A 26,321-nucleotide genomic window follows, 5' to 3' on the forward strand; every position below is an offset into this window, starting at 1 on the left:
GCGTTGTTCCGGGGGCTTGCAGATCAGGTTCCGGGCCCGGCAGGCCCCTGCCCGGCCAGCGACCGCAGGTAGGCCGTCATGTGCCAGCGGATCAGCGCATCCTGCTTCACGGTGCCGAAGGCCACCCCCAGCCCCTGCGCGACGATGCGGACCTGATGCTGCGCGCGGTCCTCTGCACCGTCGCGGTCGATCAGGATCACCCGCGGGCGCTTGCCCGTCAGATGCGCGGCGAACACTGCCTGATGCACGCTGTCGATCGACGACCGCTTGCCGTCCAGCCCGACCTCGATCACCTCGTCGGCCGTCTCGCAGTCGACACGGATGAACTGGCTGCCGTGGTCAATGGCATAGTCCTGCCGCGTCTCGGCCTCGCCACCCAGCATGGCGCAGAGAATCAGGATGGCCTGTGCCTCGGTCATGGTGGGGGCATATCATGAACGCCCGGCCATTCGTTAACCTTTCTTAACGAATGGTTAACGCGATGCGGCCACAACGCGATGCGTGCTGCCACGCAGCAAAAAGTGCGGGCTGCCCGGCGACAGGCCGACGCGGGGACAGCCGGTTTCACGGGCCTGTCATCGAATCCCTTGCGCCGCAGTGCAGCGACGCTAACGTGCCGGAGTCACCTGTCCGGAGGCTGCCATGCCCGAATTCCGCAAGATCCTTGTCGCCAACCGCGGCGAGATTGCCATCCGCGTGATGCGGGCCGCCAACGAGATGGGCAAGAAGACGGTCGCCGTCTACGCCGAGGAGGACAAGCTTTCGCTGCACCGGTTCAAGGCCGACGAAGCCTACCGGATCGGCGAGGGGCTGAGCCCGGTGGGCGCCTATCTGTCGATCGCCGAGATCATCCGGGTGGCGCGCGAAAGCGGCGCCGATGCCATCCACCCCGGATATGGCCTGTTGTCCGAGAACCCGGATTTCGTGGATGCCTGCGACCGTGCGGGCCTCACCTTCATCGGACCCAAGGCCGAGACGATGCGCCAGCTTGGCGACAAGGCCAGCGCGCGGCGCGTCGCCATCGCGGCGGGGGTGCCGGTGATCCCCGCGACCGAGGTGCTGGGCGACGACATGGCGGCGGTCAAGGCCGAGGCGGCGGCGGTGGGCTATCCGCTGATGCTGAAGGCAAGCTGGGGCGGCGGCGGGCGCGGGATGCGCCCGATCCTCTCGGAGGACGAGCTTGAGGCCAAGGTGCGCGAGGGGCGGCGCGAGGCCGAGGCGGCCTTCGGCAATGGCGAGGGCTATCTGGAAAAGATGATCCAGCGCGCCCGCCATGTCGAGGTGCAGATCCTCGGCGACAAGCACGGCCAGATCTATCACCTCTACGAGCGCGACTGCACGGTGCAGCGGCGCAACCAGAAGGTCGTCGAACGCGCGCCCGCCCCCTATCTGACCGAGGCCCAGCGGGCCGAGGTCTGCGACCTGGGCCGCCGCATCTGCGCCCATGTGGGCTATGAATGCGCGGGCACGGTCGAGTTCCTGATGGACATGGACAGCGGGCATTTCTACTTCATCGAGGTGAACCCCCGCGTGCAGGTAGAGCATACGGTGACCGAGGAGGTCACCGGCATCGACATCGTGCAGGCCCAGATCCGCATCGCCGAAGGCGCCACGCTGGCCGAGGCCACGGGGGTCGCGCGGCAGGACGACATCACCCTGTCGGGCCATGCCGTGCAGTGCCGGGTGACGACCGAGGACCCGCAGAACAACTTCATCCCCGACTACGGCCGCCTGACCGCCTATCGCAGTGCCACCGGCATGGGCATCCGGCTGGATGGCGGCACGGCCTATGCGGGGGGGGTGATCACGCGCTACTACGACTCGTTGCTGGTCAAGGTCACCGCCTGGGCGCAGACGCCCGAGGCGGCCATCAAGCGGATGGACCGGGCCCTGCGCGAATTCCGCATCCGGGGCGTGGCGACGAACCTCGATTTCGTCATCAACCTGCTGAAACACCCGACGTTCCTGAACAACACCTATACCACCAAGTTCATCGACACGACGCCCGAACTGTTCCAGTTCCGCCGCCGCCGCGACCGGGCGACGAAGATCCTGACCTATATCGCCGACATCACGGTGAACGGGCACCCCGAGACGGCGGGGCGACCGAAGCCGCCCGCCGAGGCGCGGGCACCGAGACCGCCCCGGGCGCTGACCGACAGCCCCGCCACCGGCACCCGCAACCTGCTGGAACAGAAGGGCCCGCAGGCGGTGGCCGACTGGCTGGCCAGGCAGCGGAAGGTGATGATCACCGACACCACGATGCGCGACGGGCACCAGAGCCTTCTGGCAACCCGCATGCGGTCGATCGACATGATCCGCGTGGCCCCCGCCTATGCCGCGAACCTGCCGCAGCTGTTCAGCGTGGAATGCTGGGGGGGCGCAACCTTCGACGTGGCCTACCGGTTCCTGCAGGAATGCCCGTGGCAGCGCCTGCGCGACCTGCGGGCCGCCATGCCGAACCTGATGACCCAGATGCTGCTGCGCGCCTCGAACGGGGTGGGATACACCAACTATCCCGACAACGTGGTGCGCGCCTTCGTGGCCCAAGCGGCGAGGACCGGGGTCGATGTGTTCCGGGTGTTCGACAGCCTGAACTGGGTCGAGAACATGCGCGTCGCCATGGATGCGGTGATCGAGGCCGGCAAGGTCTGCGAGGGGACGGTCTGCTACACCGGCGACATCGACGATCCCGACCGGGCGAAATACGACCTGAAGTACTATGTCGAGCGGTCGCGCGAACTGAAGGCGGCGGGGGCGCATATCCTGGGGCTGAAGGACATGGCGGGGCTGCTGAAACCAGCCGCGGCCCGGGTCCTGGTGCGGACGCTGAAGCAGGAGGTGGGCCTGCCCGTGCATTTCCACACCCATGACACCAGCGGCCTGGCGGGCGCCACCGTTCTGGCCGCCTGCGAGGCAGGGGTGGATGCCGTGGATGCGGCGATGGATGCCTTTTCGGGCGGCACCTCGCAGCCCTGCCTTGGCTCGATCGTCGAGGCGCTGCGCCACACCGACCGCGACACCGGACTGGATATTGCGGCGATCAGGGCAATCAGCAACTACTGGGAGGGGGTGCGCGCGCAGTATGCGGCCTTCGAATCCGGCCTGCCCGCCCCGGCCAGCGAGGTCTGGCTGCACGAGATGCCGGGGGGACAGTTCACCAATCTCAAGGCGCAGGCCCGGTCGCTGGGGCTGGAGGAACGCTGGCACGAGGTGGCGCAGGCCTATGCCGATGCGAACCGGATGTTCGGCGACATCGTGAAGGTCACGCCATCGTCCAAGGTGGTGGGCGACATGGCGCTGATGATGGTGGCGCAGGGGCTGACGCGGGCGCAGGTCGAGGATCCGGCGGTCGAGGTGGCCTTTCCCGACTCGGTCGTCGACATGCTGCGCGGCAACCTCGGCCAGCCGCACGGGGGCTGGCCCGCGGGCATCCTGAAGAAGGTGCTGAAGGGCGAGGCGCCACTGACGGAACGGCCGGGCGCCCGCCTGGCGCCGGTCGATCTGGAGGCGACGCGGGCCAGGGTGGTGGCCGAACTGGGCGATGACGAGGGCGTGGCGGAAAGCGTGGATGACGAGGATCTGAACGGATATCTGATGTATCCCAAGGTCTTCATGGATTATCGCCAGCGCCACAAGACCTATGGCCCGGTGCGTGCCTTGCCGACGCGGACGTTCTTTTACGGGATGGAACCGGGCGACGAGATCACGGCCGAGATCGACCCCGGCAAGACGCTGGAGATCCGCCTGTCGGCGGTGGGCGAGACGGGCGACGACGGCGAGGTCAAGGTGTTCTTCGAACTGAACGGCCAGCCGCGGGTCATCCGCGTGCCGAACCGGGCAGTCAAGGCGCGCACCGCCGCGCGGCCGAAGGCGCAGGACGGCAACCCCGCCCATGTCGGCGCGCCGATGCCGGGGTCGGTGGCGTCGGTCGCGGCGGTGGCGGGCAAGGAGGTGCGGGCGGGCGATCTTCTGCTGACCATCGAGGCGATGAAGATGGAGACCGGCCTGCACGCCGACCGCGCCGCAAGGGTGAAGGCGGTGCATGTGGTGCCCGGCGCCCAGATCGAGGCCAAGGACCTGCTGGTGGAGTTCGAGTGAGGGGTGGCCCCGGCGGGGCCAGACCGGGCCGAACCGGCCAGCCTGTTGGAAACACGGGGAATCCGCCGGGTTAACAGGGCGTGAACGGTCTGGCGCGCGTCTGGCCCGCGTCTGGCAGGCGTCTGGCGCGGCGGTCCCCCTTCAGCCGAAGCTGCCGCGCAGGAACCCTGCTGTCTCGGCTGTGCGCGGATGGGCGAAGACCTCGGCCGCGGGGCCCGTCTCGATCAGCCGGCCCATGTGGAAGAACGCGACCCGGTCGGCGATGCGGCGGGCCTGTGCGATGGAATGGGTGATCACCACGATGGCCAGTTCCGATTTCAGCTGCATCAGCAGATCCTCGACCGCCGCGGTGGCGATCGGGTCGATCGAGCCCGTCGGCTCGTCCATCAGCAGCACCTCGGGCCGGGTCGACAGCGCGCGCGCGATGCAGAGCCGCTGCTGCTGGCCGCCCGACAGGGCAAGCGCCTCCATCCGGTGCAGATTGTCCTTCACCTCGTCCCACAGATGCGCGCGGCGCAGGCACTCCTCGACATGCGCGGCCAGTTCCGCCGGGGTCGGGCACAACCCGTGCATCAACGGGCCTGCCGCGACGTTGTGCCAGATCGTGCCCGGAAACGGATTGGGCTTTTGCGCCACCCAGCCGAAGCGGCGCCGGTGCAGCGGCGGATCGACATCGGGGGCATTGATATCCCGCCCGTGCATGCGGATCTGCCCGGCGATGCGGACATCGGGCGCCGCGTCATGCATCCGGTTCAGGCATTTCAGCGCCGTCGTCTTGCCGCAACCCGAAGGCCCCATGAAGGCAAGGATTTCGGCGCGGAACAGGTCGAACGACACGCCATCAAGCGCGCGGGCCGGACCATACCAGAGCGACAGGTCCCTCACCTCGATCACCGGCACGGCGGGGCGGCGGGTCAGGTCGGGAGCGGATTCGGGGGCGGCGGCGTCGTCGAACATCGGGCGATCCTCTGCGGTTGACCTGTGCCGAGGCTGCGGCGAATCGGTGCCGGGATCATTCGATCCAGATCAATCGGGCAGCAGATTTCGTGAAAGGTTCATCCCGCCGTCATCATCGCGCGGATGCGTTTTCCCTCTTGCAGGCCCCCGGGCGCGCGGCTAAATCACCGCCTACCGAAACGGCGCGGGCGTAGCTCAGGGGTAGAGCATAACCTTGCCAAGGTTAGGGTCGTGAGTTCGAATCTCATCGCCCGCTCCAGATCGGATCGCAGGGGCGCCCTCGGGGCGCCCCTTCGCGTTTCCGGGCCCCGGGTTCAGCGCACCCAGAGCCCCTCGCGCTTGATGCGGTTGCGGATGGCGCGTTCCTGGCGGGGCAGGTCGGCGCGGTCGAACAGGGCACGCACCTGCCGCCCCTGGCCCTGTTCGATCATCTTCTTCATCGGCCCGTAGCCGCGCAGCACGCGCTTGACCTCGCGCTGCCCGGCGACCCGTTCCAGAACCTCGACCACGCGGTCGCTTTCGCGGGCGTAGAGCAGCGGAAGGCTGCGCCAGTGGCAGGTCACCCCGTCATCCATCCCGGCCAGTTCCGGCCCGGGACGCCCGCCGCCGAGCGCGTGAATGACAAGCGGCAGCACGATCTGGTCAAGCCAGGGGTCCATCGGCTGGCACACCAGTTCGGGGGGCGGGTCGCGGAGCACGGCGACGGCCCAGTCGCGGAACCGGTCGCCGAAGGTGCGGGGCGAGGCGTGGAAGAACCAGCCCGCGTTGAAGTAGAGATAGCGGCGCCAGTATTCCTCGGGCTGCGACAGGTCGAGGCTGGAGGCGAAGTCGAGGCCGAACCGGTCATAGAGCGCGCGCCAGATGGCGGTATAGCCCGGCCCGTAGAGTTCCGGCACGGGCCAGGTGCCCTCGCGCTTCATCGAGGCGGCGGGGCGGGCGAAATCGAAGGGCACGGCCGAAAGCGCGCCGGTGACCAGCGTGTCGGTGTCGAGGAACAGGAAGGGTTCGTCGGGCAGGCAGGCCAGCCCCTCGATCTTGTTGCCATAGGGGTAGGTGGCGCCGAAATGGCGGTTCTCGAAGGGCAGGATCTCGGCCCCCAGTTCGTGCAGGAGCGCGCGGGCCTCGGGGTCGGCGAGGCGCGGGTCCTCGGGCCAGCGGGGGCCGGGCTGCGGCTCCATCAGGATCAGGCGGCCGGGAAAGCCGGGGTCGGAGGCGCGCAGCGAGGCGGCGAGCAGCACCGACTCGTAGGTCAGGCGGCCGGCCTGCACCACGGCGGCCACGTTGAACCTTTGCGCGGCGGGGGGTGTTTCTGACATGCTGGTCCCGGCGGGCGGGAATGCCCGGGGCGACTATGGCGCGGGGGAACCAGATGGTGAAGGCAAAAGCGGCGGGTGCGGCGCTGTGGGTGGCGATGGCGGGCGGGGCGGTGGCGCAGGGCTTCACCACGGCGGCGGAGGTGCGGCCGATCCTGGAGATGACGCAGGGCAACTGGGTGGCGGTGCGGGAATACGACGGCAAGGACCTGGTCTATTTCACGCATCTGCTGGCCTGGCGCTGCGGGCTGGCGGCGGTGCGGTTCTCGGTGAACAGCACCGCGTCCGACTATGTCTGGCCGATGGAGCCCTGCTATGAGGGGACGGCAAGCCCGAACGCGATCAAGTCGGAGGGGCACCTGCCCTATGTGGCGCTGCCGCTGGGGTCGGTGGACAGCATCGCGGTGGTGCTGGAGCTGGACGACGGCACCTTCCTGAAGGCGCAGTTCAACCGGGCGCAGGTGCTGATGCCGTGACGGGCGCAGGGGGCGTCCCACCGTGGGACGCCGAGCGGAGGCAGGAAAATCAATGGCTTGACCATGGCGCGTCAAGGGTTTGTTAACATCTGGGCCGCGAAGGCCGCCGCCGCGCCTCAGCCCGGGGGCGTGAAGCGCAGCGACAGGCAGGACATGCCGCCGTCCAGTTTCGCGCATTCGGAATTGCCGACGGCCACCACCGGATAGCCCGCCTGCGCCAGCCGTTCGGCGGTGCGGGGAAAGCCGTCGGGCACGATCACCGCGCCGTTGAAGCGGATGGCGTTGGCCGCCGCCTCCTCGCCGTCGGCGGTGTGGATCACGCGGTAGCCCGCGAAGCAGCCCGAGGCGGCCAGCCGGGGGGTGGACAGGATGGTTTCCGCATCGACCAGCGAGCAGTCGGTCTTGAAGTGCAGCACGCCCGGGGGTGTTTCGACCTCGCGCAGCGGCCAGCCCCAGCGCGCGACGATGGCCGCCAGTTCGGCGATGCCGGCGGCGTTGGTGCGGGCCGAGCGCCCCACGAGGATCTCGGTCTCGCACATCAGGATGTCGCCGCCCTCGATGAAGCTGGCGGCGCCGCCGATGCGGTCCAGCGTGCCGTAGAAGGCGGCCAGATGCGGCGTCATTTCCGCCGCCTCGCCGAGGCGCGAGGGGGCGCCGGGCCGCATGATCACGGCGCCCTGCGGCAGGCAGAGCGCGGTATCCTCGACGAACTGCGCGTCGGGGTAGTCGGGCAGCGGATCAAGCTCGATCACGGTGGCGCCGGTGGCGCGCAGGGCGTCCACATAGGCGGCATGATGGGCCAGCATCCGCGTCAGGTCGGGCGCCCCGGTGTCGACCGCGCGCAGGCCATGGGTGGCGGTGGGCGCCGGGCGGCGGGTGATGGCATGGGTGAAGGTGGTGGAACGGAACATCGGGGCCTCCGGGGTTGCCCCCCGATACCCCCTGCCCCGCGCCCTGTCGAGATCAGCGCAGGCGTTCGACCAGCGCGGGCAGCGCGCCCCAGTCGGCAAAGGCCGCGTCATGCGGAAGTGCTGCCAGCGGCGCCTGGCGGTAGCCTTCGGTATAAATAAGGAAGGGCATGGCGGCGTTGGCGGCGGTTTCGGCATCCACCTCGCTGTCGCCCACATAGATCACCCGGTCGCGGCCCAGCGCCTGCGCCGCGGCGCGAAGGGGCGCGGGATCGGGCTTGCGCCGGGGCAGGCTGTCGCCGCCGATCACCACCCCGAAACGGTCGAGCAGGTCGAGATGGCGCAGCACCGCCAGCGTCGGCGCATGGGGCTTGTTCGTGCAGATTCCGAGCGCGCAGCCCGTCGCCGCCAGACGGTCGAGCGCCGCGACCACCCCGGGATAGGGGCGGGTCAGGCCCACCGCATCCTCGTATCCCGCGGTGAAGCTGGCCACCATGGCGGCAAAGCGCGGGCCTGCGGGATCGTCGCCGCTGGCATCGAGCAGGCGTTCCACCAGATGCGGCACGCCCTTGCCGATGAAGCTGCGGACCTGCGGCAGCGTCAGGGGGGGAAAGCCCTGTTCGGCCAGCACCCGGTTCGAGGCGGCGTGGATGTCGGGCGCGGAATCGATCAGCGTGCCGTCGAGATCGAAGATGACCGAGATCATGCCGCGTGCCTTTCCAGCAGGGCCGCCAGTCCGTCGAGACCGCCCAGGGCCGAGAATTCGGGCAGGACCGCCAGCGCGCCCGAGAAATCCTCGGCCCGGGTGTAGATGCCGGGCGAGACGATGCAGGGGATGCCCGCCGCGATGGCCGCGCGCAGTCCGTTCCGGCTGTCCTCCAGCGCGACGGTGCGGGCGGCGGGCAGGCCCAGCCGGTCGAGCGCCAGCCGGTAGACATCAGGGGCGGGCTTCTTGGCCGCCACCTCGTCGCCGGCGGCGATCACGTCGAAGACCTCGGACGCGCTGCGGCCCCAGACGGCGCGGGCCAGCGCCTCGACATTGGGGCGGCTGGTGGTGGTGGCGACGGCCAGCTTCAGCCCCGCCCGCCGCGCGGCGACGACCAGGGCACCGATGCCCTCGCGCAGCACGATCTGGCCCTCGGCGATCAGCTGGACATAGCGTTCGGTCTTGGCGGCGTGCAGCATCGCCACATCGGTCGGGGGCGCGCCGGTTTCGTCCATGTGGCGGCGGATGCGTTCCTTTCCGCCCGTGGTGGTCAGCAGGCGCGCGTAATCCGCGCCGGTCCAGTGCCAGAGCAGGCCCATGCGGGCGAAGGTTTCGTTGAAGGCGCGACGGTGAACCTCTTCGGTTTCGGCAAGGGTGCCGTCGACGTCGAAGATGATGGCGTCAGGCAAGCTGTCCAACCGCCGCCTCCGCCGCCGCCCGGATCGCCCGGATGTTGCTGCCGTAGGGCGCCGGATCGGCCACCGACCCGCCCTTGAACACCGCCGAGCCCGCGACCAGCACATCCGCCCCGGCGGCGGCCACCAGCGGCGCGGTCTCGGGCGTCACGCCGCCGTCGATCTCGACATGCACGGGGCGGTCGCCGATCATGGCGCGCAGGCGGCGCACCTTTTCGACCTGGCTGTGGATGAATTTCTGGCCGCCGAAGCCGGGGTTCACCGTCATCACGCAGACGAGGTCGACCATGTCGAGCAGCCAGTCGAGCGCGGCCACGTCGGTGCCCGGGTTGATCGCCAGCCCCGCCTTGCAGCCCGCACCCCGGATCGCCTGGAGCGTGCGGTGGACATGCGGCCCGGCCTCGAGATGGGCGCTGATGATGTCGGCCCCGGCGCGGGCGAAGGCCTCGATGTAGGGATCGACGGGGGCGATCATCAGGTGGACGTCCATCACCCCGCGGATATGGGGGCGGATGGCGGCGCAGGTGGCGGGGCCGAAGGTGATGTTGGGCACGAAATGCCCGTCCATCACGTCGACATGCACCCAGTCGGCACCCTGCGCCTCGATCGCCCGGCATTCCGCGCCGAAATCCGCGAAATCGGCCGACAGGATCGAGGGCGCGATCTTGATGCGGCGGTGAAAGGTCATGGCGCGGTCCCCCTGCGTTCGCTGTCGAGCCCGCCGCGGAAGACGCGGCTGGCGCGGATGTCGCCCTCCTCTATCGTGCTGAGCGCGGCGGCGTCCAGCATCCCCGCGGTGTCGAACAGGCGGTTGGCCTGCCGCAGCCGGGCGCGGTCGATCGCGTTGCGGATCGAGCGGGCGTTGGCGAAATGCGGCTGGCCACGCCGCAGCGCGATGTATTCGGCCATCGCCGCCGCCGCGCCCTCGGTCATCGCGTAGTTCTGCGCGTCCAGCATGGCGCCGACGATGCGCAGCAGTTCGGCATCGTCGTAGTCGGGAAACTCGATGTGATGCGCGATGCGGGAGCGGAATCCCGGGTTCGACTGGAAGAAGTTCTCCATCCGGTCGGCGTAGCCGGCGAGGATCACCACCAGATCGTCGCGGTTGTTCTCCATCACCTGAAGGAGGATCTCGATCGCCTCCTGCCCGTAGTCGCGCTCGTTGTCGGGGCGGTAGAGGTAATAGGCCTCGTCGATGAACAGCACGCCGCCCATCGCCTTTTTCAGCACCTCCTTCGTCTTGGGGGCCGTGTGCCCGATGTACTGCCCCACCAGGTCGTCGCGCGTCACGCTGACGAGATGGCCCTTCCGGACATAGCCGAGGCGGTGCAGGATGCCCGCCATCTTCATCGCCACGGTGGTCTTGCCCGTGCCGGGGTTCCCGGTGAAGGACATGTGCAGGGTGGGCGTCTGGTGGCTGAGACCCAGCGACTTGCGCGCCTTCTCGACCAGCAGCAGGGCCGCCGTCTCGCGGATGCGCGCCTTGACCGGTTTCAGCCCGATCAGTTCGCGGTCCAGTTCGGCCAGCAGTTCCCTGACGCCGGAGCTTTCGAACTCCGCCCGCAGGTCCACCTTGCCTGCCCCGCCCTCGCCCGCGTCCATGCCTCGCACCCCTGTCTGTTGCCGGAGATTCCACGGCTGGCCCGGGGGGTGTCCCCCCGGGCCACGCCCTCAGCGCATCGTCTCGTGGGTGTAGCGCATCGCGCGGCTGTCGACCTCCTGCCGCGTCATGCGGATGGTGGGTTCGTCGGCCGGGCGGTTGACGATGAAGCTCATCGTCACCGTCTCGAAGCCCCGCGTGCTGTCGAAGGCGTTGAAGCGGATGTAGGCGTCGCCATGCGCCTTGCGGCAGTCGGCCAGTTCCATCATCACGCCCTTCGCATCCCGAAGGTCGAACATCGGGTTGCCCCACATTTCCCAGAAGGTGTTCCGGGGGTGCGGGTCATAGGTGTATTCCACCCCGATGGCCCAGCCCTTGCCGAGGCAGTAGTCCACCTGGGCCGAGATCTGGTCGTCGGTCAGGTCGGGCAGGAACGAAAAGCAGCCTTGGGTCACGCGCATCTGCTGTCTCCTCACGAAACGGCGGCGGTCGGCACGAAGTCCGACGTGTCGGTGGATTGATAGTTGAAGGTGATGTCGCCCCAGACATCCAGCGCGGCCTCGAGCGGCTTGCACCACCTGGCGGCGGCGCGCAGGATCTCGGGGCCTTCCACGGCGATGTCGCGGCCCTCGTTCCGGGCGAGCACCATGGCTTCGAGGGCCACGCGGTTGGCGGTGGCGCCGGCCTGGATGCCCATCGGGTGACCGATGGTGCCGCCGCCGAACTGCAGCACCACATCGTCGCCGAAGAGGTCGAGCAACTGGTGCATCTGGCCCGCGTGGATGCCGCCCGAGGCCACGGGCATCACCTTTTTCAGGTCGGCCCAGGGCTGTTCGAAGAACAGGCCGCGCGGCAGGTCGACGGGGTTATGCATCTCGCGGCAGACGTTGTAGTAGCCCTGCACGGTCATCGGATCGCCTTCCAGCTTGCCGACGGCGGTGCCCGCGTGGATGTGGTCGACCCCCGCCATCCGCATCCATTTGGCGATGACGCGGAAGGAAATGCCGTGGTTCTTCTGCCGGGTGTAGGTGCCGTGGCCCGCGCGGTGCAGGTGCAGGATCATGTCGTTCTGGCGGCACCATTCGGAAATCGACTGGATCGCGGTGTAGCCGATGACGAGGTCGATCATCACGATGACCGAGCCAAGCTGCCTGGCCAGTTCGGCGCGGCGATACATCTCCTCCATCGTGCCGGCGGTGATGTTGAGATAGTGGCCCTTGACCTCGCCGGTGCGCGCGGCCGCCAGGTTCACCGCCTCCATCACGTAGAGGAACCGGTCGCGCCAGTGCATGAAGGGCTGCGAGTTGATGTTCTCGTCGTCCTTCATGAAGTCGAGGCCGCCCACGAGGCCCTCATAGACCACGCGGCCATAGTTCTTGCCCGAGAGGCCCAGCTTGGGCTTGGTGGTGGCGCCCAGCAGGGGGCGGCCGAACTTGTCCAGCCGTTCGCGTTCGACCACGAGGCCGGTCGGCGGGCCCTTGTAGGTCTTGAGATAGGCGACGGGGAAGCGCATGTCTTCCAGCCGCGCGGCCTTGAGCGGCTTGAACGAGAACACGTTGCCGATGATCGAGGCGGTCAGGTTGGCGATGCTGCCTTCCTCGAACAGGATCAGGTCATAGGCGACATAGCAGAAGTATTCGCCCGGGCGGCCCGGCACGGGTTCGACGCGGTAGGCCTTTGCGCGATACTGGTCGCAGGCGGTCAGGCGGTCGGTCCATACCACCGTCCAGGTGGCGGTGGAGGATTCGCCCGCCACGGCGGCGGCGGCCTCGATCGGATCGACGCCATCCTGCGGGGTGATGCGGAACAGCGCGAGGATGTCGGTGTCCTTGGGTTCGTAGTCGCCATCCCAATAGCCCATCTGGGCGTATTTCAGGACGCCGGCGCGATAGCGGTCCTTCTTGTCCTTGATCTCGGTCTTGGTGCCGTCAGCCATGGTCGGTTCTCCTCATGCGGCCTTGGCGGACGGGGCCGCCGGGGAAAGCGTGCCGCCGGCATAGCGGCGGGCCATGTCATCCATCGGGATGACCTTGATCTTGCTGGCATGTCCCGCGGTTCCGAAGGCCTCGAACCGGGCGCGGCAGAGGTCGCGCATCGCGTCCATGGCGGGTTTCAGGAACTTGCGGGGGTCGAATTCGCGGGGGTTGGTGGTGGCAACGCGGCGGAATTCGGCCGTCATCGCCATGCGGCAGTCGGTGTCGATGTTCACCTTGCGCACGCCGTGGCGGATGCCGCGCACGATTTCCTCGACCGGAACGCCGAAGGTCTGGGGCATCTGGCCGCCGTGGGCATTGATGATGTCCTGCAGATCCTGCGGGACGCTGGATGATCCGTGCATCACCAGATGGGTGTCGGGCAGGCGGCGGTGGATTTCCTCGATCACGCCCATGGCGAGGATGTCGCCGTCGGGCTTGCGGCTGAACTTGTAGGCGCCGTGCGAGGTGCCGCAGGCGATGGCCAGCGCATCGACGCCGGTGCGGGCGACGAAAGCGACCGCCTGGGCCGGGTCGGTCAGAAGCTGGGAATGGTCGAGCGCGCCCTCGGCGCCGTGGCCGTCCTCGGCCTCGCCCTGGCCGGTCTCGAGACTGCCCAACACGCCGAGTTCGCCCTCGACGCTGGCACCGACCCAATGCGCCATGCGGGCGACGCGTTCGGTGATGGCCACGTTGTAGTCGTAGTCGGCCGGGGTCCTGGCATCGGCCTTCAGGCTGCCGTCCATCATCACGCTGGTAAAGCCGTGGCGGATCGCCGTCATGCAGGTGGCTTCGCTGTTGCCGTGATCCTGGTGCATGCAGATCGGGATGGCGGGGTAGATTGCCGCCAGCGCCTCGATCATCTTGGCCAGCATGATGTCATTGGCATAGGACCGCGCCCCGCGCGACGCCTGCATGATGACCGGCGCGTCGACGGCCCGGGCGGCCTCCATGATCGCGAGGCCCTGCTCCATGTTGTTGATGTTGAAGGCGGGCACGCCGTAGCCATGTTCGGCGGCATGGTCGAGAAGCTGTCGCAGCGTGATGAGCGCCATGGGGTCAGTCCCTTTTCAGAAGGCCCTGCGCGGCGCGGCAGGCCGCCTCGGGCGTGATGTCGAAATGGCGGTAGAGCGCGGGCGCGGGGGCAGAGGCGCCAAAGCCGGTCATGCCGACGAAGGCATCGCCGGGGCCGAGGAACAAATCCCAGCCCTGGCGGATCGCGGCCTCGATCCCGACGCGGGGGGCGGTGCCGATGATTGCCCGGCGGTAGGTGTCGGGCTGTGCGGCGAAAAGCTCGAACGCGGGGGCGGAGACCACGGCGGCCGCGATGCCCCGCTCGGCCAGGCGGTCCGCGGCGGCAAGGGCGATCTCGACCTCGGATCCCGTGGCGATCAGGGTGATGTCGCGCGTCTCGGGCGCGCGCAGCAGATAGGCGCCCCGGGCGGTCATGTTCTGCGTGGCGTCCTGCCGGACCGTGGGCAGGTTCTGGCGCGACAGCACCAGCAGGGTGGGGGTGGCGGTGGCGGCCATGGCGATCTCCCACGCCTCGGCGGTTTCCACCGCGTCGGCGGGGCGGATCACGGTGAGGTTCGGGATGGCGCGCAGCGCGGCCAGATGCTCGACCGGCTGATGGGTCGGGCCATCCTCGCCCAGGCCGATCGAGTCATGCGTCATCACATAGGTGACGGGCACGCCCATCAGCGCCGACAGCCGGATCGCGCCCCGGCAGTAGTCGGCGAAGGCGAGGAAGGTGCCGCCGTAGGGACGGAACAGCCCGTGCAGGGCGATGCCGTTCATCGCCGCCGCCATGCCGTGTTCGCGGATGCCGTAGTGCAGGTAGCTGCCGCCGAAATCGGCGGCGGTGACGGCGCGCTGCGCCGCGGTGCGCGTCAGGTTCGAACCGGTCAGGTCGGCCGAGCCGCCGACGGCAAAGGGCAGCGCGGCATTGACCACGGCCAGGGCCATCTCGCTGGCCTTGCGGGTGGCGACCCTGGGGCGGTCGGCGATCAGCGCGGCCTTGTGGGCGGCCATGGGCGCCGCGAGCGGGGCGGCATCGCGCGCCAGGTGGGCCGCGAAGGCATCGCGGGCGGGATGGGCATCGGCGCGCGCCAGCCAGTCGGCCCGCGCCCGTGCGCCGCGGGCGGCGATGCGGGCGAAGGCGGCGTAGACCTCGGCCGGGATGTCGAAGGGGGCATGGGCCCAGCCCAGATGCGCGCGGGCGGCCGCAATCTCGGCCGGACCGAGAGGCGCGCCGTGCACGTCGTGCCCGCCCTGCTTGTTGGGCGCGCCCTTGCCGATCAGCGTGCGGCAGGCAACCATCGAGGGGCGCGGATCGGCCTGCGCGGCGGCGATGGCGTCGGCGACCGCCGCCATGTCATGCCCGTCAACCGCCTGCACATGCCAGCCGCAGGCGGCGAAACGGGCGATCTGGTCGGTCGATGTCGACAGGGCGGTGTCGCCGTCGATGGTGATGCGGTTGTCATCCCACAGGACCACCAGGCGCGACAGGCCCAGATGGCCCGCCATGTCGATGGCCTCGTGGCTGATGCCTTCCATCAGGCAGCCGTCGCCGGCGATCGCCCAGGTCCAGTGATCGACGAGGCCGGGAAAGCGGGCGGCGCCCATGCGTTCGGCGATGGCCATGCCGACGGCGGTGGCGATGCCCTGCCCCAGCGGGCCGGTCGTCACCTCGATGCCCTGTGCGTGGCCGTATTCGGGATGCCCGGCGGTGCGGCTGCCCAGCTGGCGGAAGGCGCGCAACTGGTCGATGCCCATGTCGGGATAGCCGAGCAGGTGGTTCAGCGCATAGACCAGCATCGACCCGTGGCCCGCCGACAGCACGAAGCGGTCGCGGTTGGGCCAGTCGTGCGCGGCGGGGTCGAGCGTGACGAAGCGGTTGAACAGCACGGTCGCCACATCCGCCATCCCCATGGGCATGCCGGGATGCCCGGAATTCGCGGCCTGCACCGCATCCATGGCAAGCGCGCGGATGGCGTTGGCCATGGTGGTTTCATCGGCGGGAACGATCTGCGTGGTCATGGGATGCTCCTCAGGCCCGGCGCGCGTCGCGCACCAGCCGCTCGATCAGCGGGGTCAGGATCAGTTGCATCGCGAGGTCGAGCTTGTTGCCCGGGATCACGATCGAGTTCGCCCGGCTCATCCAGGAACCGTGGATCATCGCCGTCAGATAGGGAAAGTCGATGCCGCGCGGGTTCTTGAAGCGGATCACCACGAGGCTTTCATCGGCGGTGGGGATCCAGCGGGCGATGAACGGGTCCGAGGTGTCGACCACCGGGACGCGCTGGAAATTGATGTCGGTCTGCGTGAACTGCGGGCAGATGCAGTGCACATAGGCGTGCATGCGGCGCAGGATGACATCGGTGACCGCCTCGGTCGAATAGCCGCGCTGGGCACGGTCACGGTGGATCTTCTGGATCCATTCGAGGTTGATGACGGGCACCACGCCGATCTTCAGGTCGGCCAGCGCCGCCAGGTTGACGGTGTCGTTCACGACGGCGCCATGCAGCCCTTCGTAGAACAGCAGGTCGGCGCCGTCCTCGAACGGGGCCCATCCGGTGAATTCGCCAGGCGGCACGCCGTAAAGTTCGCTTTCCTTCTGGTCGTGAACGTAGTGCCGCGTTCGGCCTTTTCCGGTTTCCCCAAAGATTCTGAATACATCCTCAAGTTCCTTGAGTTCGTTCGCCTCGAAGGAAAAGTGGGAAAATGTATAGTCGCCCTCGGCCGTGCGACGTTCGAGCTCGGCCTTCATCTCGGCCCGGTTGAAGCGGTGGAAGGCGTCGCCCTCGATCGAGACGGCACGCACGCCCTCGCGGCGGAAGATCTGGTCGAAGGTGTTCTTGACCGTGGTGGTGCCGGCGCCGGACGAGCCCGTGACGGCGATGATCGGATGCTTCTTGCTCATCTCAGCTCCGGAAGAGGCCGCGCTTGGAGAACAGCGCCGAGGTTTCCTGGTGCGGCAGGTCGTGATAGACGGTCACCCGGGCGACCTTGGTCACGCTGCCGAAGACGAAGGGGGCGCGGGCGTGCAGATGCGCCGGCACGCGGTCGAGGATGGGATCGGTTCCATCGGTCGCCGCCGCTCCGGCCTGTTCCATGACCATGGCGATGGGCGCGCATTCGTAGACATGGCGCAGCCGGCCATTCTCGTATCCCGGGCGGTCGTCGCGCGGGTAGAGGAAGATGCCGCCGCGGGTCAGGATGCGGTGGGTTTCGGCCACCAGCGAGGCGACCCAGCGCATGTTGGAATTCCGGCCGCGCGGCCCCTCGATGCCCGCCACGAGATCGTCGATGTAGGCGCGGACCGGGGCCTGCCAGTGCCGGTAGTTCGAGGCGTTGATCGAGAATTCCGTCGAGTCCGCGGGAACCCGCACGGCGTCATCCACCAGGGTGAAGCGGCGGCTGGCGGGGTCGAGCACGTATTTCCGCACGCCGGAACCCGTGGTCAGCACGAGGCAGCACTGCGGGCCGTAGATCGCATAGCCTGCCGCCACCAGGTCGCGTCCGGGGCGCAGGAAGGTGCCGGCGATGCTGTCGGTGGCGGGGTAGATGCCGAAGATCGTGCCGATCGAGACATTGACGTCGATGTTGGACGAGCCGTCCAGCGGGTCGATGGCCAGGCCCCAGGCGCCCTGCGGCGTGATGGCGACCGCATCGTCCTGTTCCTCCGAGGCGTACCAGCGGACCGACGATCCGGCCAGCGCGGCGCGGAACAGGTCGTCGGCGATGACGTCGAGCGCCTTCTGGCCGTCGCCGTCGGGGTTGGTGCCGACCGCGCCGCCCAGATGTTCGTCGATCCCGCCCCGGGCGATGCGAAGCGCGAGGTCGGCACAGACGTCCGCGATGCGGCCGATCAGGTCTGCCAGCCCGTCGGGCAGGCCATCCGTGGCGATGGATGCAGGGCCGTGCCGCACGATGCTCCTCCCTCATCTTGCGCCGTCGGAGGAACAGTTGCGTGATTCTGAATTTTAATGAAATGTAAAAAATGGTAACTCGAATTCAGGAAACTTGAACATGATCCGGCTGGATGCCCTGACGCTGAAGCAGCTGCGCGCCCTGGTGGCGGTGGCCGACAGCGGATCGCTGACCGCCGCCGCCACGCGACTGGGGCTGACGACGCCGGCGATTCACAGCCAGATCAAAAACCTGGAGAGCGCGGTCGAGGCGCAAGTGCTGGCCCGCGCGCCCGGCGCCACCGGGCTGGTTCCGACGGCGGCGGGCGAGGAACTGGTGCTGGCCGGACGGCGGATCGAGGCCGTGCTGCGGCTGGCGGGCGACCGGATGGCCGCTTTGTCGCAGGGACAGGTGGGACATGTGACGCTGGCCGTGGTGTCGACGGCCAAGTATTTCGCGCCACGCCTGCTGCGGCGGCTGACCGACCTGCATCCCGAAATCGACGTCGGGCTGCGGGTGGGCAACCGCGAGCAGGTGATCGCCGGGCTGGACCAGGGCGGCGTCGACCTGGCGGTGATGGGTCGGCCGCCGCGCGATCCGGCAGTGGTGGCGACCCCGCTGGGGCCGCATCCGCACGGCATCATCCTGCCCCCCGACCATCCCCTCGCCAGGCGCGACCCGGTGGCGCCCGAGGATATCACGGAGGAGACGTTCATCACGCGCGAGGACGGTTCGGGGACCCGGATCCTGATGGAGCGCTACCTGGAGCGGATCGCGGACGGGCACCTGTTCCGCCGGATCGAGATGGATTCGAACGAGACGATCAAGCAGGCGGTGATGGCCGGGCTGGGCATCGCGCTGCTGTCGCTGCACACGGTGACCGAGGAAGTGCGGACCGGGCGGCTGGTGCTGATGCGGGCGCCGGGCCTGCCGATCATGCGGCACTGGTATCTGGTTCACCCGGCGGCGGCGCCGCTGACCGCGGCGGGCGCGCGCATCCACAAGGCGATCGTGGACATGGGCGGCACGTTCCTGCCGCGCTGAGCGCGCCTGCGGCGCGTGGTCAGTAGGCCCCGCGTGCCGCCAGCACCACGGCGACCGTGCGCGCAAGGATGCGAAGGTCGCCCGCCAGCGTGGCGCCGCGGGCGTAGGCCACGTCCATCCGGACCATGTCATCGAAGGACACGTCGGCGCGGCCGGACACCTGCCACACGCCGGTGATGCCGGGCAGCGCGGCCAGCCGCGCCCTTGCGCCCGCGGGATAGGCGGCCACCTCTTCCGGCAGGGCGGGGCGCGGACCGACAAGGCTCATGTCGCCGAGCAGCACGTTCAGGAGCTGCGGCAACTCGTCGAGCGAGGAGCGGCGCAGGAACCGGCCGAACGGCGTCACGCGGGGGTCGTCCTTCATCTTGAAGCAGACGCCGGGCCGGTCGGACGCCGCGACCAGCGCCGCGCGCCGCGCCTCGGCGTCGACATGCATCGAACGGAACTTCAGCATGCCGAAGCGGCGACCATTCAGCCCGACACGGGTCTGCACGAAGAAGGCGGGCCCGGGGCTTGTGGCCCGGACGATGATCGCGATGGCCAGGAACAGCGGCCAGAACATCAGCATCGCCAGCCCCGCAAGGCAGAAGTCGAGCGGGCGCTTCCACGGCGGAACCCGGATGCGGCGCGGTTTCGGCAGGGTGCCGAAGGACGGATTGAAGGTCATGGCAGCCCCCGGGCAGGATCGGCGGCCCCCCGGCCGGCCGTCGCGAGTCGCTATGCTGACCGCGCGAGCGCGCTTCTAGCGCGGAAGCGGGGCCATGTCCTGCGCAAGGGGCCGCCGTGACGCCGCGTCATGTGCGGGCCGGATTGCGGCGGGTTGCCGCGCGTGCAGGGCGCGGAAGGCGTCAGCCGCCCTTCTTGCGGGGCGCTGCGGCGGCCTCGAGCGCGGCGATGCGCGCGGCAAGCGCCTCGTTCTCCTCGCGCGCCTTCTGGGCCATGGCACGGACGGCGTCGAACTCTTCGCGCGTGACGAAATCGCGGTCTGCCATCCAGCGGTCGACAAGGCCACGCATCGCGGTTTCGGCCTCGGTGCGGGCGCCCTGGGCCACGCCCATCGCGTTGGTCATCAGCTGCGACAGGTCGTCAAGGAAGGTGTTGCGGCCTTGCATGGGGCTCTCCCGGCTGTGCTTGCGCCGTCTATATGCGCAAGCGTGCCTGCCGGGACAAGGGCAGGAACCACCGGCGGTTGACTTCGCCGCAGCCCCGCCCGACAAGCCGGAACGAGCAGCCGGGCCGGAGGCGCGGCGCAGGCACCGCAAGACAGGACCGCCGTGACAGCACCCCTGCCCTTTCCCGACGTATCGCCCGAACTGTTCTCGGTCACGCTGTTCGGCCTGACACTGGCGCTGCGCTGGTATGCGCTGGCCTATATCGCGGGCATCCTGATCGGCTGGCGGCTGGCGGTGGCGGCGCTGGACCGGCCCGCGCTGTGGGGCGGTTCGCCGCCGATGACGCGCGATCAGGTCGAACGGCTGCTGACCTGGGTGATCGTGGGGGTGATCGCGGGCGGGCGGCTGGGCATCGTGGCGTTCTACCAGCCGGCCTATTACCTGGCGAATCCCTGGGAAATCCCGATGGTCTGGCTGGGGGGCATGTCGTTTCACGGCGGACTTGCGGGGGTCGTGGTGGCGTCGTGGCTGTTCTGCCGGGCCGAGGGAATCGCGCTGCGCCCGGCGGCGGACATGCTGGCCATGGCGACACCCCCGGGCCTGTTGCTGGGGCGGATTGCAAACTTCATCAATGCGGAACTCTGGGGGCGGCCCACCGACCTGCCCTGGGCCGTGGCCTTTCCCGGTGCCGCGGCGCAAGACTGCCCCGGCGTGACCGGACTGTGCGGGCGGCACCCCTCGCAGCTGTACGAGGCGGCGCTGGAGGGGCTGATCCTTGGCGCGGTGCTGCTGTGGCTGGTCTGGCGGCGGGGCGGGTTGCGGGCGCCGGGGCTGGTGGCGGGCGTGTTCTTTGCCGGATATGGCGCGGCGCGGTTCGCCGTGGAGTTCGTGCGGCAGCCCGATGCCTATTTCGTGTCGCCCGGCAACCCGCTGGGCCTGGCCCTGCACATCGGCGGATATGGCCTGACGATGGGGCAGATCCTGTCGCTGCCGATGATCCTGGTCGGGCTCTGGCTGGCGCTGGGCGCGCGGCGCGCGGCGGCATGACCCCGCTGGCCGCGATTCTGGCGCGGCGCATCACCGCGACAGGTCCGATCAGCGTGGCCGACTACATGGCCGACTGCCTGCTGCACCCCGACCACGGCTACTATGCCACGCGCGACCCGTTCGGGGCGGGCGGGGATTTCGTGACGGCGCCGGAGATCAGCCAGATGTTCGGCGAACTGCTGGGTCTGGCGCTGGCGCAGGCCTGGCTGGACCGGGGTGCGCCCGCGCCCTTCGTGCTGGCGGAACTGGGCCCGGGGCGCGGCACGCTGATGGCGGATGCGCTGCGGGCGACGCGGGGGGTTCCGGGGTTCCATGACGCGGCGCGGATCGTGCTGGTCGAGGCATCGCCCGTCCTGCGCCGGGTGCAGGCGGAACGGCTGGCGGGGTATCGGGTGGACTGGGCCGGGACGGTCGCGGACCTGCCGCCGGGGCCGCTGTTCCTGATCGCCAACGAGTTCTTCGATGCGCTGCCGATCCGCCAGTTCCTGCGGGATGCGGGCGGCTGGCGCGAGCGGGTGGTGGGCCTGTCGGGCGGCGTGCTGTGCTTTGGCCTGTCGGGGCCGGTGCCCCTGCCGGACGCGCGGTTCGGCGCCGATCCGCCCGGAACGCTGGTAGAGACCTGCACCCCGGCGCAGGCCGTCGCCGCGGCAATCGCCGCGCGCATCGCGGCGCGGGGCGGGGCGGCGTTTCTGGTCGACTACGGCGGCTGGCGGTCAAAGGGCGACACGCTGCAGGCGCTGCGCGGGCATCGCCGCGAGGACCCGCTGGCCAGTCCGGGCGAGGCCGACCTGACCGCGCATGTGGATTTCGAGGCGCTGGCGCAGGCGGCGGCAGGGCTGGAACCCAGCGGCCTGACCGGTCAGGGCCTGTTCCTGCGGCGCCTCGGGATCGAGCAGCGGGCGGAAAGGCTGGCGCGCGGGCTGCAGGGTGACGCGCTTGTCAGCCACGCGGCGGCGCTTGAGCGCTTGACCGCGCCCGCGCAAATGGGTTCGCTGTTCAAGGTGCTGGGGCTGGCCGCGCGCGGCACCGCCCCGCTGCCGGGACTGGATGCATGCTCGAATACCTGACCTCGGACCTTCTGCCTGCCCGCCACGGGTTCTTCACCCGGCGGGGCGGGGCATCTTCGGGCATCTTCCAGGGGCTGAACTGTGGACCGGGGTCAAGCGACCTGTCCGAAGCGGTGGCGATCAACCGCGCCCGGGTCGCCGCTGCGCTGGGGGTCGAGACCGGGCGGTTGGTGACGGTGCATCAGGTGCATTCGGCCGATGTGGTGGTGCTGGAGGGTCCGGACGCCGCACGTCCGCGGGCCGACGCGCTGGTGACGGCGGCGCCGGGGCTGGCGCTGGCGGTGCTGACGGCCGATTGCGCGCCGGTGCTGTTCGCGGATGCGGAAGCGGGCGTCGTGGGGGCAGCGCATGCCGGGTGGAAGGGCGCGAAGGGCGGCGTTCTGGAGGCCACGATCGCGGCCATGGAACGGCTGGGTGCCCGGGCGGACCGGGTGCATGTGGCGATCGGACCGACGATCAGCCAGGCGAACTATGAGGTCGGCCCCGAGTTCGTCGAGGGCTTCATCGACGAGGACCCGGCCTCGGCACGGTACTTCGCGGGCGGGCGGGGCGATCGGGCCATGTTCGACCTGCCGGGCTATGCGCTGATGCGGCTGCGCGCGGCAGGGGTGGGTCGGGCGGAATGGCTGGGCCACTGCACCTATCGCGACGAGGGGCGATTCTTTTCCTATCGCCGCGCCACCCATCGCGGCGAGGCAGACTACGGACGGCTGATATCGGCCATACGGCTGTGACTGTGGCGGAAACGCGGCGCAGGAACTGTTGCCAGCGCCGCAACAACGGCCGTCAATCAACTGAATTTGCTTAAAAACACACGATGCTCGCGTTGCTGCCACGGATCGGTCCGGCTGCCCCGAAAATGCCCCGGGGGCCCGCATGGCGGCCCATCGCATGCCGCATTCGGCGGCGAAATTCGGGTTCATCGGAGCCGCGCCGGCGGACCGGAGCACAGGAGATCACGCCATGACCGATCGCACCCAGACCGAACGTCCCGTCCCGCCGCGCCGCTGGCTGGCCGCCGTGATCGCGGCGACCGCCGCGCCGGAAACCCTGCCGGCCCTGCCCTTCCAGCGCGGCAACCGCCGCCGCCCGGCAGGCCTTTCCGCAGTGGCCACACCACGCCCGACGGCCATCGCCGCGCGCTGATGCGCCCCGCGAATCAGGTGCTGCACGGCCGAAGGGCCGATCCGCACCGTTTCCCGCAACAATCGGCAGACCGGGGCGCGATTGGCGACCCCGGCATCACCGATTAAGGATTTTCTTTGACAGAACGCCGCCAGACGGCCACCTTTCCCTTGCACGCAGGCAACTGCGGGTCCCCGGGTCGAAGCGCGGACAGGCCGTCAGGCCGTCCAGGACCGGGTTCGGTGCACGGAAGGCGGCTCTGGCATGAACCTCTGCATGCCACCAAGGGGCCGCCTTTCCCGTTTTCCGGCAGCGCCTTGCCGCCCCGATGGGTGCGGCCCCATCAGGCGTGCCGCGCCAGCCGCTGTTCCAGGACGTCGAAGGGCAGGCCAGGTTCATCCTTTGCGCAGCGGATCACCAGGCTGGTCTTGACGCTGGAGACATTGGCCGCCTTCAGCAGTTCACCGGTCAGGAACGACTGGAACGTGGACAGGTCGGGCGCCACGCATTTCAGGATGAAATCGATCTCGCCGTTCAGCATGTGGCATTCGCGGACCAGCGGCCAGGCGCGGCAGCGCGCCTCGAAGGCCGAAAGATCGCCTTCGGCCTGACTGGTCAGCCGGACCATGGCAAAGACCGCCACCTCGAACCCCAGTTCCCGGGCGTCGATGTCGGCATGGTAGCCGCGGATGTATCCCGCCTCTTCCAGCGTGCGCACGCGGCGCAGACAGGGCGGCGCGCTGATTCCCACGCGGCGCGCAAGCTCGACGTTCGTCATCCGCCCGTCCGCCTGCAGTTCGGCCAGAATCCGGCGGTCGATGGGATCAAGCTTCGATCCGGCCATGGCGTGTTCTCCCTGCCTTTCGCATCGCCACAGATAGGGCTGCGGGGCGATTTGCGCAACAATGTTTCACGGTCGCGCAAGAAAGATACACGGCCTTGCGCGGCAGGAGGCCGCTGCGCAACCCGGCCGCCACCCCTTCCGCCCGCGCCGGGGCATCTTTATATCCGCAGGCGACATCACGGGGGCAGACATGACCGACACGCGCCATACGCGGCTTCTGATCATCGGCTCGGGACCTGCGGGCTATACCGCGGCCGTCTATGCTGCGCGCGCCATGCTGAACCCGCTGCTGATCCAGGGCCTGCAGCCCGGCGGGCAGCTGACCATCACCACCGAGGTCGAGAACTGGCCGGGCGATTCGCAGGTGATGGGCCCCGACCTGATGGTGCGCATGGAGGAACACGCCCGCGCCATGGGGGCCGAGGTGATATCGGACTATGTCACTTCGCTTGACCTGTCGGCGCGGCCGTTCACCGCGCGGGCCGACAGCGGAACGACCTATACCGCCGACGCCGTGGTTCTGGCGACCGGGGCGCAGGCCAGGTGGCTGGGCCTGCCCAGCGAGGAGAAGTTCAAGGGCTTCGGCGTCAGCGCCTGCGCGACCTGCGACGGATTCTTCTATCGCGGCAAGGAAGTGGTGGTGATCGGCGGCGGCAACACCGCTGTGGAGGAGGCGCTGTTCCTGACCAACTTCGCCAGCAAGGTGACCCTGATCCACCGGCGCGACAGCCTGCGGGCGGAAAAGATCCTGCAGGACCGGCTGTTCAAGCATCCGAAGGTCGAGATCCTGTGGAACCATGAAGTGACCGAGGTGATCGGCACCGACGCCCCGCTGGGCGTGACGGCGGTGCGGGCGCGCAGCGTGCAGACCGGGGCCGAGCAGGACATTGCCTGCGCGGGCTTCTTCGTGGCGATCGGGCATTCGCCCGCGTCGGAACTGGTGAAGGACCAGCTGGACCTGCACAACGGCGGCTATGTGAAGGTGACGCCCGGTGGCACCGCAACCAGCATTCCGGGCGTGTTCGCGGCGGGCGACCTGACCGATCACGTCTATCGCCAGGCGGTGACGAGCGCGGGCATGGGCTGCATGGCGGCGCTGGATGCCGAACGGTTCCTGGCCGGGCACTGAACGCCCCGGACCCGGCGCACTGCCGGGCGCAGGCGGTTCCGGCACTGGCGAAGATTTGGCTTGACCTGTGCGGCATGGCCCGCGACGCTTGCGAAACTGTCCCGAACGCACAGGTCCCATGCCGAGATACGCCCAGATCACCGCCGGCGACCCAGCCCCATCCTTTCATCAGCGCAGCGCGCAGAACCCGCGCTATGCCTTCGACACGGCGGCCGGGCGCTACATCGTGCTGTGCATCCTCGGCTCGGCCGGGCACCCGGCGGCGGCGGCCGCGATCCGGGCGGCGCAGGACCATGCGGGGTTCGACGATGACAGGGCCTGCTGTTTCTTCGTGACCGCCGACCCTGCGGACGAGAGCGGCGGCAGGATCGCCGGGCGCATACCCGGGCTGCGGGTGTTCTGGGATGCCGACCTGACGGTCGCGCGGCTGTATGGCGCCGCCCCGCTGGCGCCGGATACCGGGCCCTACCTGCCACGCTGGGTGGTGATCGACCCGCAGATGCGGGTGATCGAGGTCTTGCCCTTCGCCGCGGACGGCGGCGACATCGGGCGGCTTGTGGCCTGCCTTGCCGCCCAGCCACCGATCGGCGCGCATACGGGGCAGCCGGTGCAGGCCCCCATCCTGTATCTGCCCCGCGTGTTCGAGCCCGATCTGTGCCGCCGCCTGATCGAGCTTTACGATGCGCAGGGGGGCGAGCTTTCGGGCTTCATGCGCGAGGTCGACGGACGGACCGTCGGGATCAACGACTCGCGCCACAAGGCCCGGCGGGACGTGCTGATCGAGGATCAGGGGCTGATCGGCGCCGTTCAGGAACGGTTCCGCCGTCGCGTCATTCCCGAGATCGCAAAGGCCCACCAGTTCCACGTGACGCGGATGGAGCGCTATCTGGTCGGTTGCTATACCGCCGAGGACGGCGGGCACTTCGCGGCGCACCGCGACAACACCACCGCCGGGACCGCGCACCGGCGCTTTGCCGTCTCGGTCAACCTGAACACCGATTTCGAGGGGGGCGAGGTCTCGTTTCCCGAATACGGGCGGCAGGGGTTCAAGGCCCCGGCCGGCGGGGCCGTGGTGTTTTCCTGCTCGCTGCTGCATGCCGTCAGCCGGGTAACGGCCGGCCGACGCTATGCGTTCCTGCCGTTCCTCTATGACGATGCGGCCGCGCGACTGCGCGATGCCAACCGCCATCTTGTCGGGCAGGCTCAGTCGGAACCCGCGGGAGCGCAGATGCCGGCCGGCTGAAATCGGCGGCACTTCGCCCCATCGCGCGACTTTTGCGCCCCATGACGATGGAATTGTTCCCCGGCGGCTT

At 69.3% G+C, this 26,321-nt stretch carries 26 protein-coding genes and 1 tRNA gene; 10 read left to right on the forward strand and 17 right to left on the reverse strand.

From position 1 onward, the window contains the following. Positions 1–23: 23 nt before the first annotated feature. Positions 24–419 carry a hypothetical protein gene (locus KF887_14960; GenBank protein QYK40697.1) on the reverse strand — a complete coding sequence of 132 codons (396 nt, stop codon included), beginning with the start codon at positions 417–419 and terminating at the stop codon, positions 24–26. Positions 420–642: 223 nt separating this feature from the next. On the opposite strand from KF887_14960, the gene KF887_14965 reads away from it, so the two are divergent. After that, positions 643–4,101: a pyruvate carboxylase gene (locus KF887_14965; GenBank protein ID QYK40698.1), complete on the forward strand. Its 3,459-nt coding sequence runs from the start codon at positions 643–645 to the stop codon at positions 4,099–4,101. Between the two features lie 141 nt (positions 4,102–4,242). On the opposite strand, the gene KF887_14970 is transcribed toward KF887_14965, so the two are convergent. Continuing rightward, positions 4,243–5,058, reverse strand: coding sequence for a phosphate ABC transporter ATP-binding protein (locus KF887_14970; GenBank protein QYK40699.1), 816 nt, complete (start codon positions 5,056–5,058; stop codon positions 4,243–4,245). Positions 5,059–5,242: 184 nt separating this feature from the next. Between KF887_14970 and KF887_14975 the strand changes: the two genes are divergently transcribed. Beyond that, positions 5,243–5,317: transfer RNA gene (locus tag KF887_14975), tRNA-Gly, on the forward strand. Positions 5,318–5,372: 55 nt separating this feature from the next. Here KF887_14975 and KF887_14980 read toward each other — a convergent pair. Beyond that, positions 5,373–6,374 (reverse strand): hypothetical protein, encoded by a 1,002-nt coding sequence (locus tag KF887_14980; protein ID QYK40700.1) that lies wholly within the window; start codon positions 6,372–6,374, stop codon positions 5,373–5,375. Positions 6,375–6,469: 95 nt separating this feature from the next. Here KF887_14980 and KF887_14985 point away from each other — a divergent pair, with 95 nt between their 5' ends. Then, positions 6,470–6,847, forward strand: coding sequence for a hypothetical protein (locus KF887_14985; protein QYK43597.1), 378 nt, complete (start codon positions 6,470–6,472; stop codon positions 6,845–6,847). A gap of 116 nt (positions 6,848–6,963) precedes the next feature. Here the strand turns inward: KF887_14985 and KF887_14990 are convergent, their stop codons facing one another. The 11 genes from KF887_14990 to KF887_15040 all read right to left on the reverse strand — a co-directional run bounded on the left by KF887_14990 (position 6,964) and on the right by KF887_15040 (position 17,639). Next, on the reverse strand, positions 6,964–7,758 hold the full coding sequence (locus tag KF887_14990; GenBank protein QYK40701.1) for a dimethylarginine dimethylaminohydrolase: 795 nt from the start codon (positions 7,756–7,758) through the stop codon (positions 6,964–6,966). 52 nt (positions 7,759–7,810) lie between these two features. Next, positions 7,811–8,461 carry a phosphoglycolate phosphatase gene (gene gph / locus KF887_14995; GenBank protein ID QYK40702.1) on the reverse strand — a complete coding sequence of 217 codons (651 nt, stop codon included), beginning with the start codon at positions 8,459–8,461 and terminating at the stop codon, positions 7,811–7,813. Beyond that, positions 8,458–9,150, reverse strand: coding sequence for an HAD-IA family hydrolase (locus KF887_15000; GenBank protein QYK43598.1), 693 nt, complete (start codon positions 9,148–9,150; stop codon positions 8,458–8,460). Before KF887_15000 ends, gph begins: the two co-directional genes overlap by 4 nt. Then, positions 9,143–9,844, reverse strand: coding sequence for a ribulose-phosphate 3-epimerase (locus tag KF887_15005; protein QYK40703.1), 702 nt, complete (start codon positions 9,842–9,844; stop codon positions 9,143–9,145). Before KF887_15005 ends, KF887_15000 begins: the two co-directional genes overlap by 8 nt. Continuing rightward, the gene (gene cbbX / locus KF887_15010; GenBank protein ID QYK40704.1) at positions 9,841–10,758 is read right to left on the reverse strand and encodes a CbbX protein; all 918 of its coding nucleotides are present in this window, start codon (positions 10,756–10,758) and stop codon (positions 9,841–9,843) included. Before cbbX ends, KF887_15005 begins: the two co-directional genes overlap by 4 nt. 69 nt (positions 10,759–10,827) lie before the next feature. Further along, positions 10,828–11,217, reverse strand: coding sequence for a ribulose bisphosphate carboxylase small subunit (locus tag KF887_15015; GenBank protein ID QYK40705.1), 390 nt, complete (start codon positions 11,215–11,217; stop codon positions 10,828–10,830). 11 nt (positions 11,218–11,228) lie between these two features. After that, positions 11,229–12,692, reverse strand: a complete 1,464-nt coding sequence (locus tag KF887_15020; GenBank protein ID QYK40706.1) for a form I ribulose bisphosphate carboxylase large subunit — start codon at positions 12,690–12,692, stop codon at positions 11,229–11,231. Between the two features lie 12 nt (positions 12,693–12,704). Further along, positions 12,705–13,784 carry a fructose-bisphosphate aldolase class II gene (gene fba / locus KF887_15025; protein ID QYK40707.1) on the reverse strand — a complete coding sequence of 360 codons (1,080 nt, stop codon included), beginning with the start codon at positions 13,782–13,784 and terminating at the stop codon, positions 12,705–12,707. Between the two features lie 4 nt (positions 13,785–13,788). Next, entirely contained in the window at positions 13,789–15,768 is a 1,980-nt protein-coding gene (tkt, locus tag KF887_15030; GenBank protein QYK40708.1) for a transketolase, read from the reverse strand. A gap of 10 nt (positions 15,769–15,778) precedes the next feature. Next, the gene (locus KF887_15035; protein QYK40709.1) at positions 15,779–16,651 is read right to left on the reverse strand and encodes a phosphoribulokinase; all 873 of its coding nucleotides are present in this window, start codon (positions 16,649–16,651) and stop codon (positions 15,779–15,781) included. 1 nt (position 16,652) lies between these two features. Next, positions 16,653–17,639 carry a class 1 fructose-bisphosphatase gene (locus KF887_15040; GenBank protein QYK43599.1) on the reverse strand — a complete coding sequence of 329 codons (987 nt, stop codon included), beginning with the start codon at positions 17,637–17,639 and terminating at the stop codon, positions 16,653–16,655. Between the two features lie 121 nt (positions 17,640–17,760). Here KF887_15040 and KF887_15045 point away from each other — a divergent pair, with 121 nt between their 5' ends. Further along, a complete protein-coding gene (locus KF887_15045) occupies positions 17,761–18,684 on the forward strand; it encodes a LysR family transcriptional regulator (GenBank protein QYK40710.1) in 924 nt (307 codons plus the stop codon). A 19-nt stretch (positions 18,685–18,703) separates the two neighbouring features. Here KF887_15045 and KF887_15050 read toward each other — a convergent pair whose 3' ends face one another. Beyond that, positions 18,704–19,351, reverse strand: coding sequence for a sugar transferase (locus KF887_15050; GenBank protein QYK40711.1), 648 nt, complete (start codon positions 19,349–19,351; stop codon positions 18,704–18,706). A 181-nt stretch (positions 19,352–19,532) separates the two neighbouring features. After that, positions 19,533–19,796: an accessory factor UbiK family protein gene (locus KF887_15055; protein QYK40712.1), complete on the reverse strand. Its 264-nt coding sequence runs from the start codon at positions 19,794–19,796 to the stop codon at positions 19,533–19,535. 162 nt (positions 19,797–19,958) lie between these two features. On the opposite strand from KF887_15055, the gene lgt reads away from it, so the two are divergent. The 4 genes from lgt to KF887_15075 all read left to right on the forward strand — a co-directional run bounded on the left by lgt (position 19,959) and on the right by KF887_15075 (position 23,056). Then, on the forward strand, positions 19,959–20,843 hold the full coding sequence (gene lgt, locus KF887_15060; GenBank protein ID QYK40713.1) for a prolipoprotein diacylglyceryl transferase: 885 nt from the start codon (positions 19,959–19,961) through the stop codon (positions 20,841–20,843). Beyond that, positions 20,840–21,910: an SAM-dependent methyltransferase gene (locus KF887_15065; protein QYK40714.1), complete on the forward strand. Its 1,071-nt coding sequence runs from the start codon at positions 20,840–20,842 to the stop codon at positions 21,908–21,910. Before lgt ends, KF887_15065 begins: the two co-directional genes overlap by 4 nt. Then, the gene (pgeF, locus tag KF887_15070; GenBank protein ID QYK40715.1) at positions 21,895–22,644 is read left to right on the forward strand and encodes a peptidoglycan editing factor PgeF; all 750 of its coding nucleotides are present in this window, start codon (positions 21,895–21,897) and stop codon (positions 22,642–22,644) included. Before KF887_15065 ends, pgeF begins: the two co-directional genes overlap by 16 nt. Before the next feature lie 229 nt (positions 22,645–22,873). Further along, complete coding sequence (locus KF887_15075) at positions 22,874–23,056, forward strand: hypothetical protein (protein QYK40716.1); 183 nt, start codon at positions 22,874–22,876, stop codon at positions 23,054–23,056. Positions 23,057–23,378: 322 nt separating this feature from the next. On the opposite strand, the gene KF887_15080 is transcribed toward KF887_15075, so the two are convergent. Next, positions 23,379–23,879, reverse strand: coding sequence for an Lrp/AsnC family transcriptional regulator (locus KF887_15080; GenBank protein ID QYK40717.1), 501 nt, complete (start codon positions 23,877–23,879; stop codon positions 23,379–23,381). 190 nt (positions 23,880–24,069) lie between these two features. On the opposite strand from KF887_15080, the gene trxB reads away from it, so the two are divergent. Next, on the forward strand, positions 24,070–25,008 hold the full coding sequence (trxB, locus tag KF887_15085; protein QYK40718.1) for a thioredoxin-disulfide reductase: 939 nt from the start codon (positions 24,070–24,072) through the stop codon (positions 25,006–25,008). 118 nt (positions 25,009–25,126) lie between these two features. Next, a complete protein-coding gene (locus tag KF887_15090) occupies positions 25,127–26,251 on the forward strand; it encodes a 2OG-Fe(II) oxygenase (GenBank protein ID QYK40719.1) in 1,125 nt (374 codons plus the stop codon). Positions 26,252–26,321 lie beyond the last annotated feature (70 nt).

The organism is Paracoccaceae bacterium, from assembly GCA_019454225.1.
GTDB lineage: Bacteria > Pseudomonadota > Alphaproteobacteria > Rhodobacterales > Rhodobacteraceae.

Coding starts and splice junctions, on each gene's coding strand:
- KF887_14960 (QYK40697.1), bottom strand. CDS start 419: ATGACCGAGGCACAGGCCATCCTGATTCTCTGCGCCATGCTGGGTGGC.
- KF887_14965 (QYK40698.1), top strand. CDS start 643: ATGCCCGAATTCCGCAAGATCCTTGTCGCCAACCGCGGCGAGATTGCC.
- KF887_14970 (QYK40699.1), bottom strand. CDS start 5,058: ATGTTCGACGACGCCGCCGCCCCCGAATCCGCTCCCGACCTGACCCGC.
- KF887_14980 (QYK40700.1), bottom strand. CDS start 6,374: ATGTCAGAAACACCCCCCGCCGCGCAAAGGTTCAACGTGGCCGCCGTG.
- KF887_14985 (QYK43597.1), top strand. CDS start 6,470: ATGGCGGGCGGGGCGGTGGCGCAGGGCTTCACCACGGCGGCGGAGGTG.
- KF887_14990 (QYK40701.1), bottom strand. CDS start 7,758: ATGTTCCGTTCCACCACCTTCACCCATGCCATCACCCGCCGCCCGGCG.
- gph (QYK40702.1), bottom strand. CDS start 8,461: ATGATCTCGGTCATCTTCGATCTCGACGGCACGCTGATCGATTCCGCG.
- KF887_15005 (QYK40703.1), bottom strand. CDS start 9,844: ATGACCTTTCACCGCCGCATCAAGATCGCGCCCTCGATCCTGTCGGCC.
- cbbX (QYK40704.1), bottom strand. CDS start 10,758: ATGGACGCGGGCGAGGGCGGGGCAGGCAAGGTGGACCTGCGGGCGGAG.
- KF887_15015 (QYK40705.1), bottom strand. CDS start 11,217: ATGCGCGTGACCCAAGGCTGCTTTTCGTTCCTGCCCGACCTGACCGAC.
- KF887_15020 (QYK40706.1), bottom strand. CDS start 12,692: ATGGCTGACGGCACCAAGACCGAGATCAAGGACAAGAAGGACCGCTAT.
- fba (QYK40707.1), bottom strand. CDS start 13,784: ATGGCGCTCATCACGCTGCGACAGCTTCTCGACCATGCCGCCGAACAT.
- tkt (QYK40708.1), bottom strand. CDS start 15,768: ATGACCACGCAGATCGTTCCCGCCGATGAAACCACCATGGCCAACGCC.
- KF887_15035 (QYK40709.1), bottom strand. CDS start 16,651: ATGAGCAAGAAGCATCCGATCATCGCCGTCACGGGCTCGTCCGGCGCC.
- KF887_15045 (QYK40710.1), top strand. CDS start 17,761: ATGATCCGGCTGGATGCCCTGACGCTGAAGCAGCTGCGCGCCCTGGTG.
- KF887_15050 (QYK40711.1), bottom strand. CDS start 19,351: ATGACCTTCAATCCGTCCTTCGGCACCCTGCCGAAACCGCGCCGCATC.
- KF887_15055 (QYK40712.1), bottom strand. CDS start 19,796: ATGCAAGGCCGCAACACCTTCCTTGACGACCTGTCGCAGCTGATGACC.
- KF887_15065 (QYK40714.1), top strand. CDS start 20,840: ATGACCCCGCTGGCCGCGATTCTGGCGCGGCGCATCACCGCGACAGGT.
- pgeF (QYK40715.1), top strand. CDS start 21,895: ATGCTCGAATACCTGACCTCGGACCTTCTGCCTGCCCGCCACGGGTTC.
- KF887_15075 (QYK40716.1), top strand. CDS start 22,874: ATGACCGATCGCACCCAGACCGAACGTCCCGTCCCGCCGCGCCGCTGG.
- KF887_15080 (QYK40717.1), bottom strand. CDS start 23,879: ATGGCCGGATCGAAGCTTGATCCCATCGACCGCCGGATTCTGGCCGAA.
- trxB (QYK40718.1), top strand. CDS start 24,070: ATGACCGACACGCGCCATACGCGGCTTCTGATCATCGGCTCGGGACCT.
- KF887_15090 (QYK40719.1), top strand. CDS start 25,127: ATGCCGAGATACGCCCAGATCACCGCCGGCGACCCAGCCCCATCCTTT.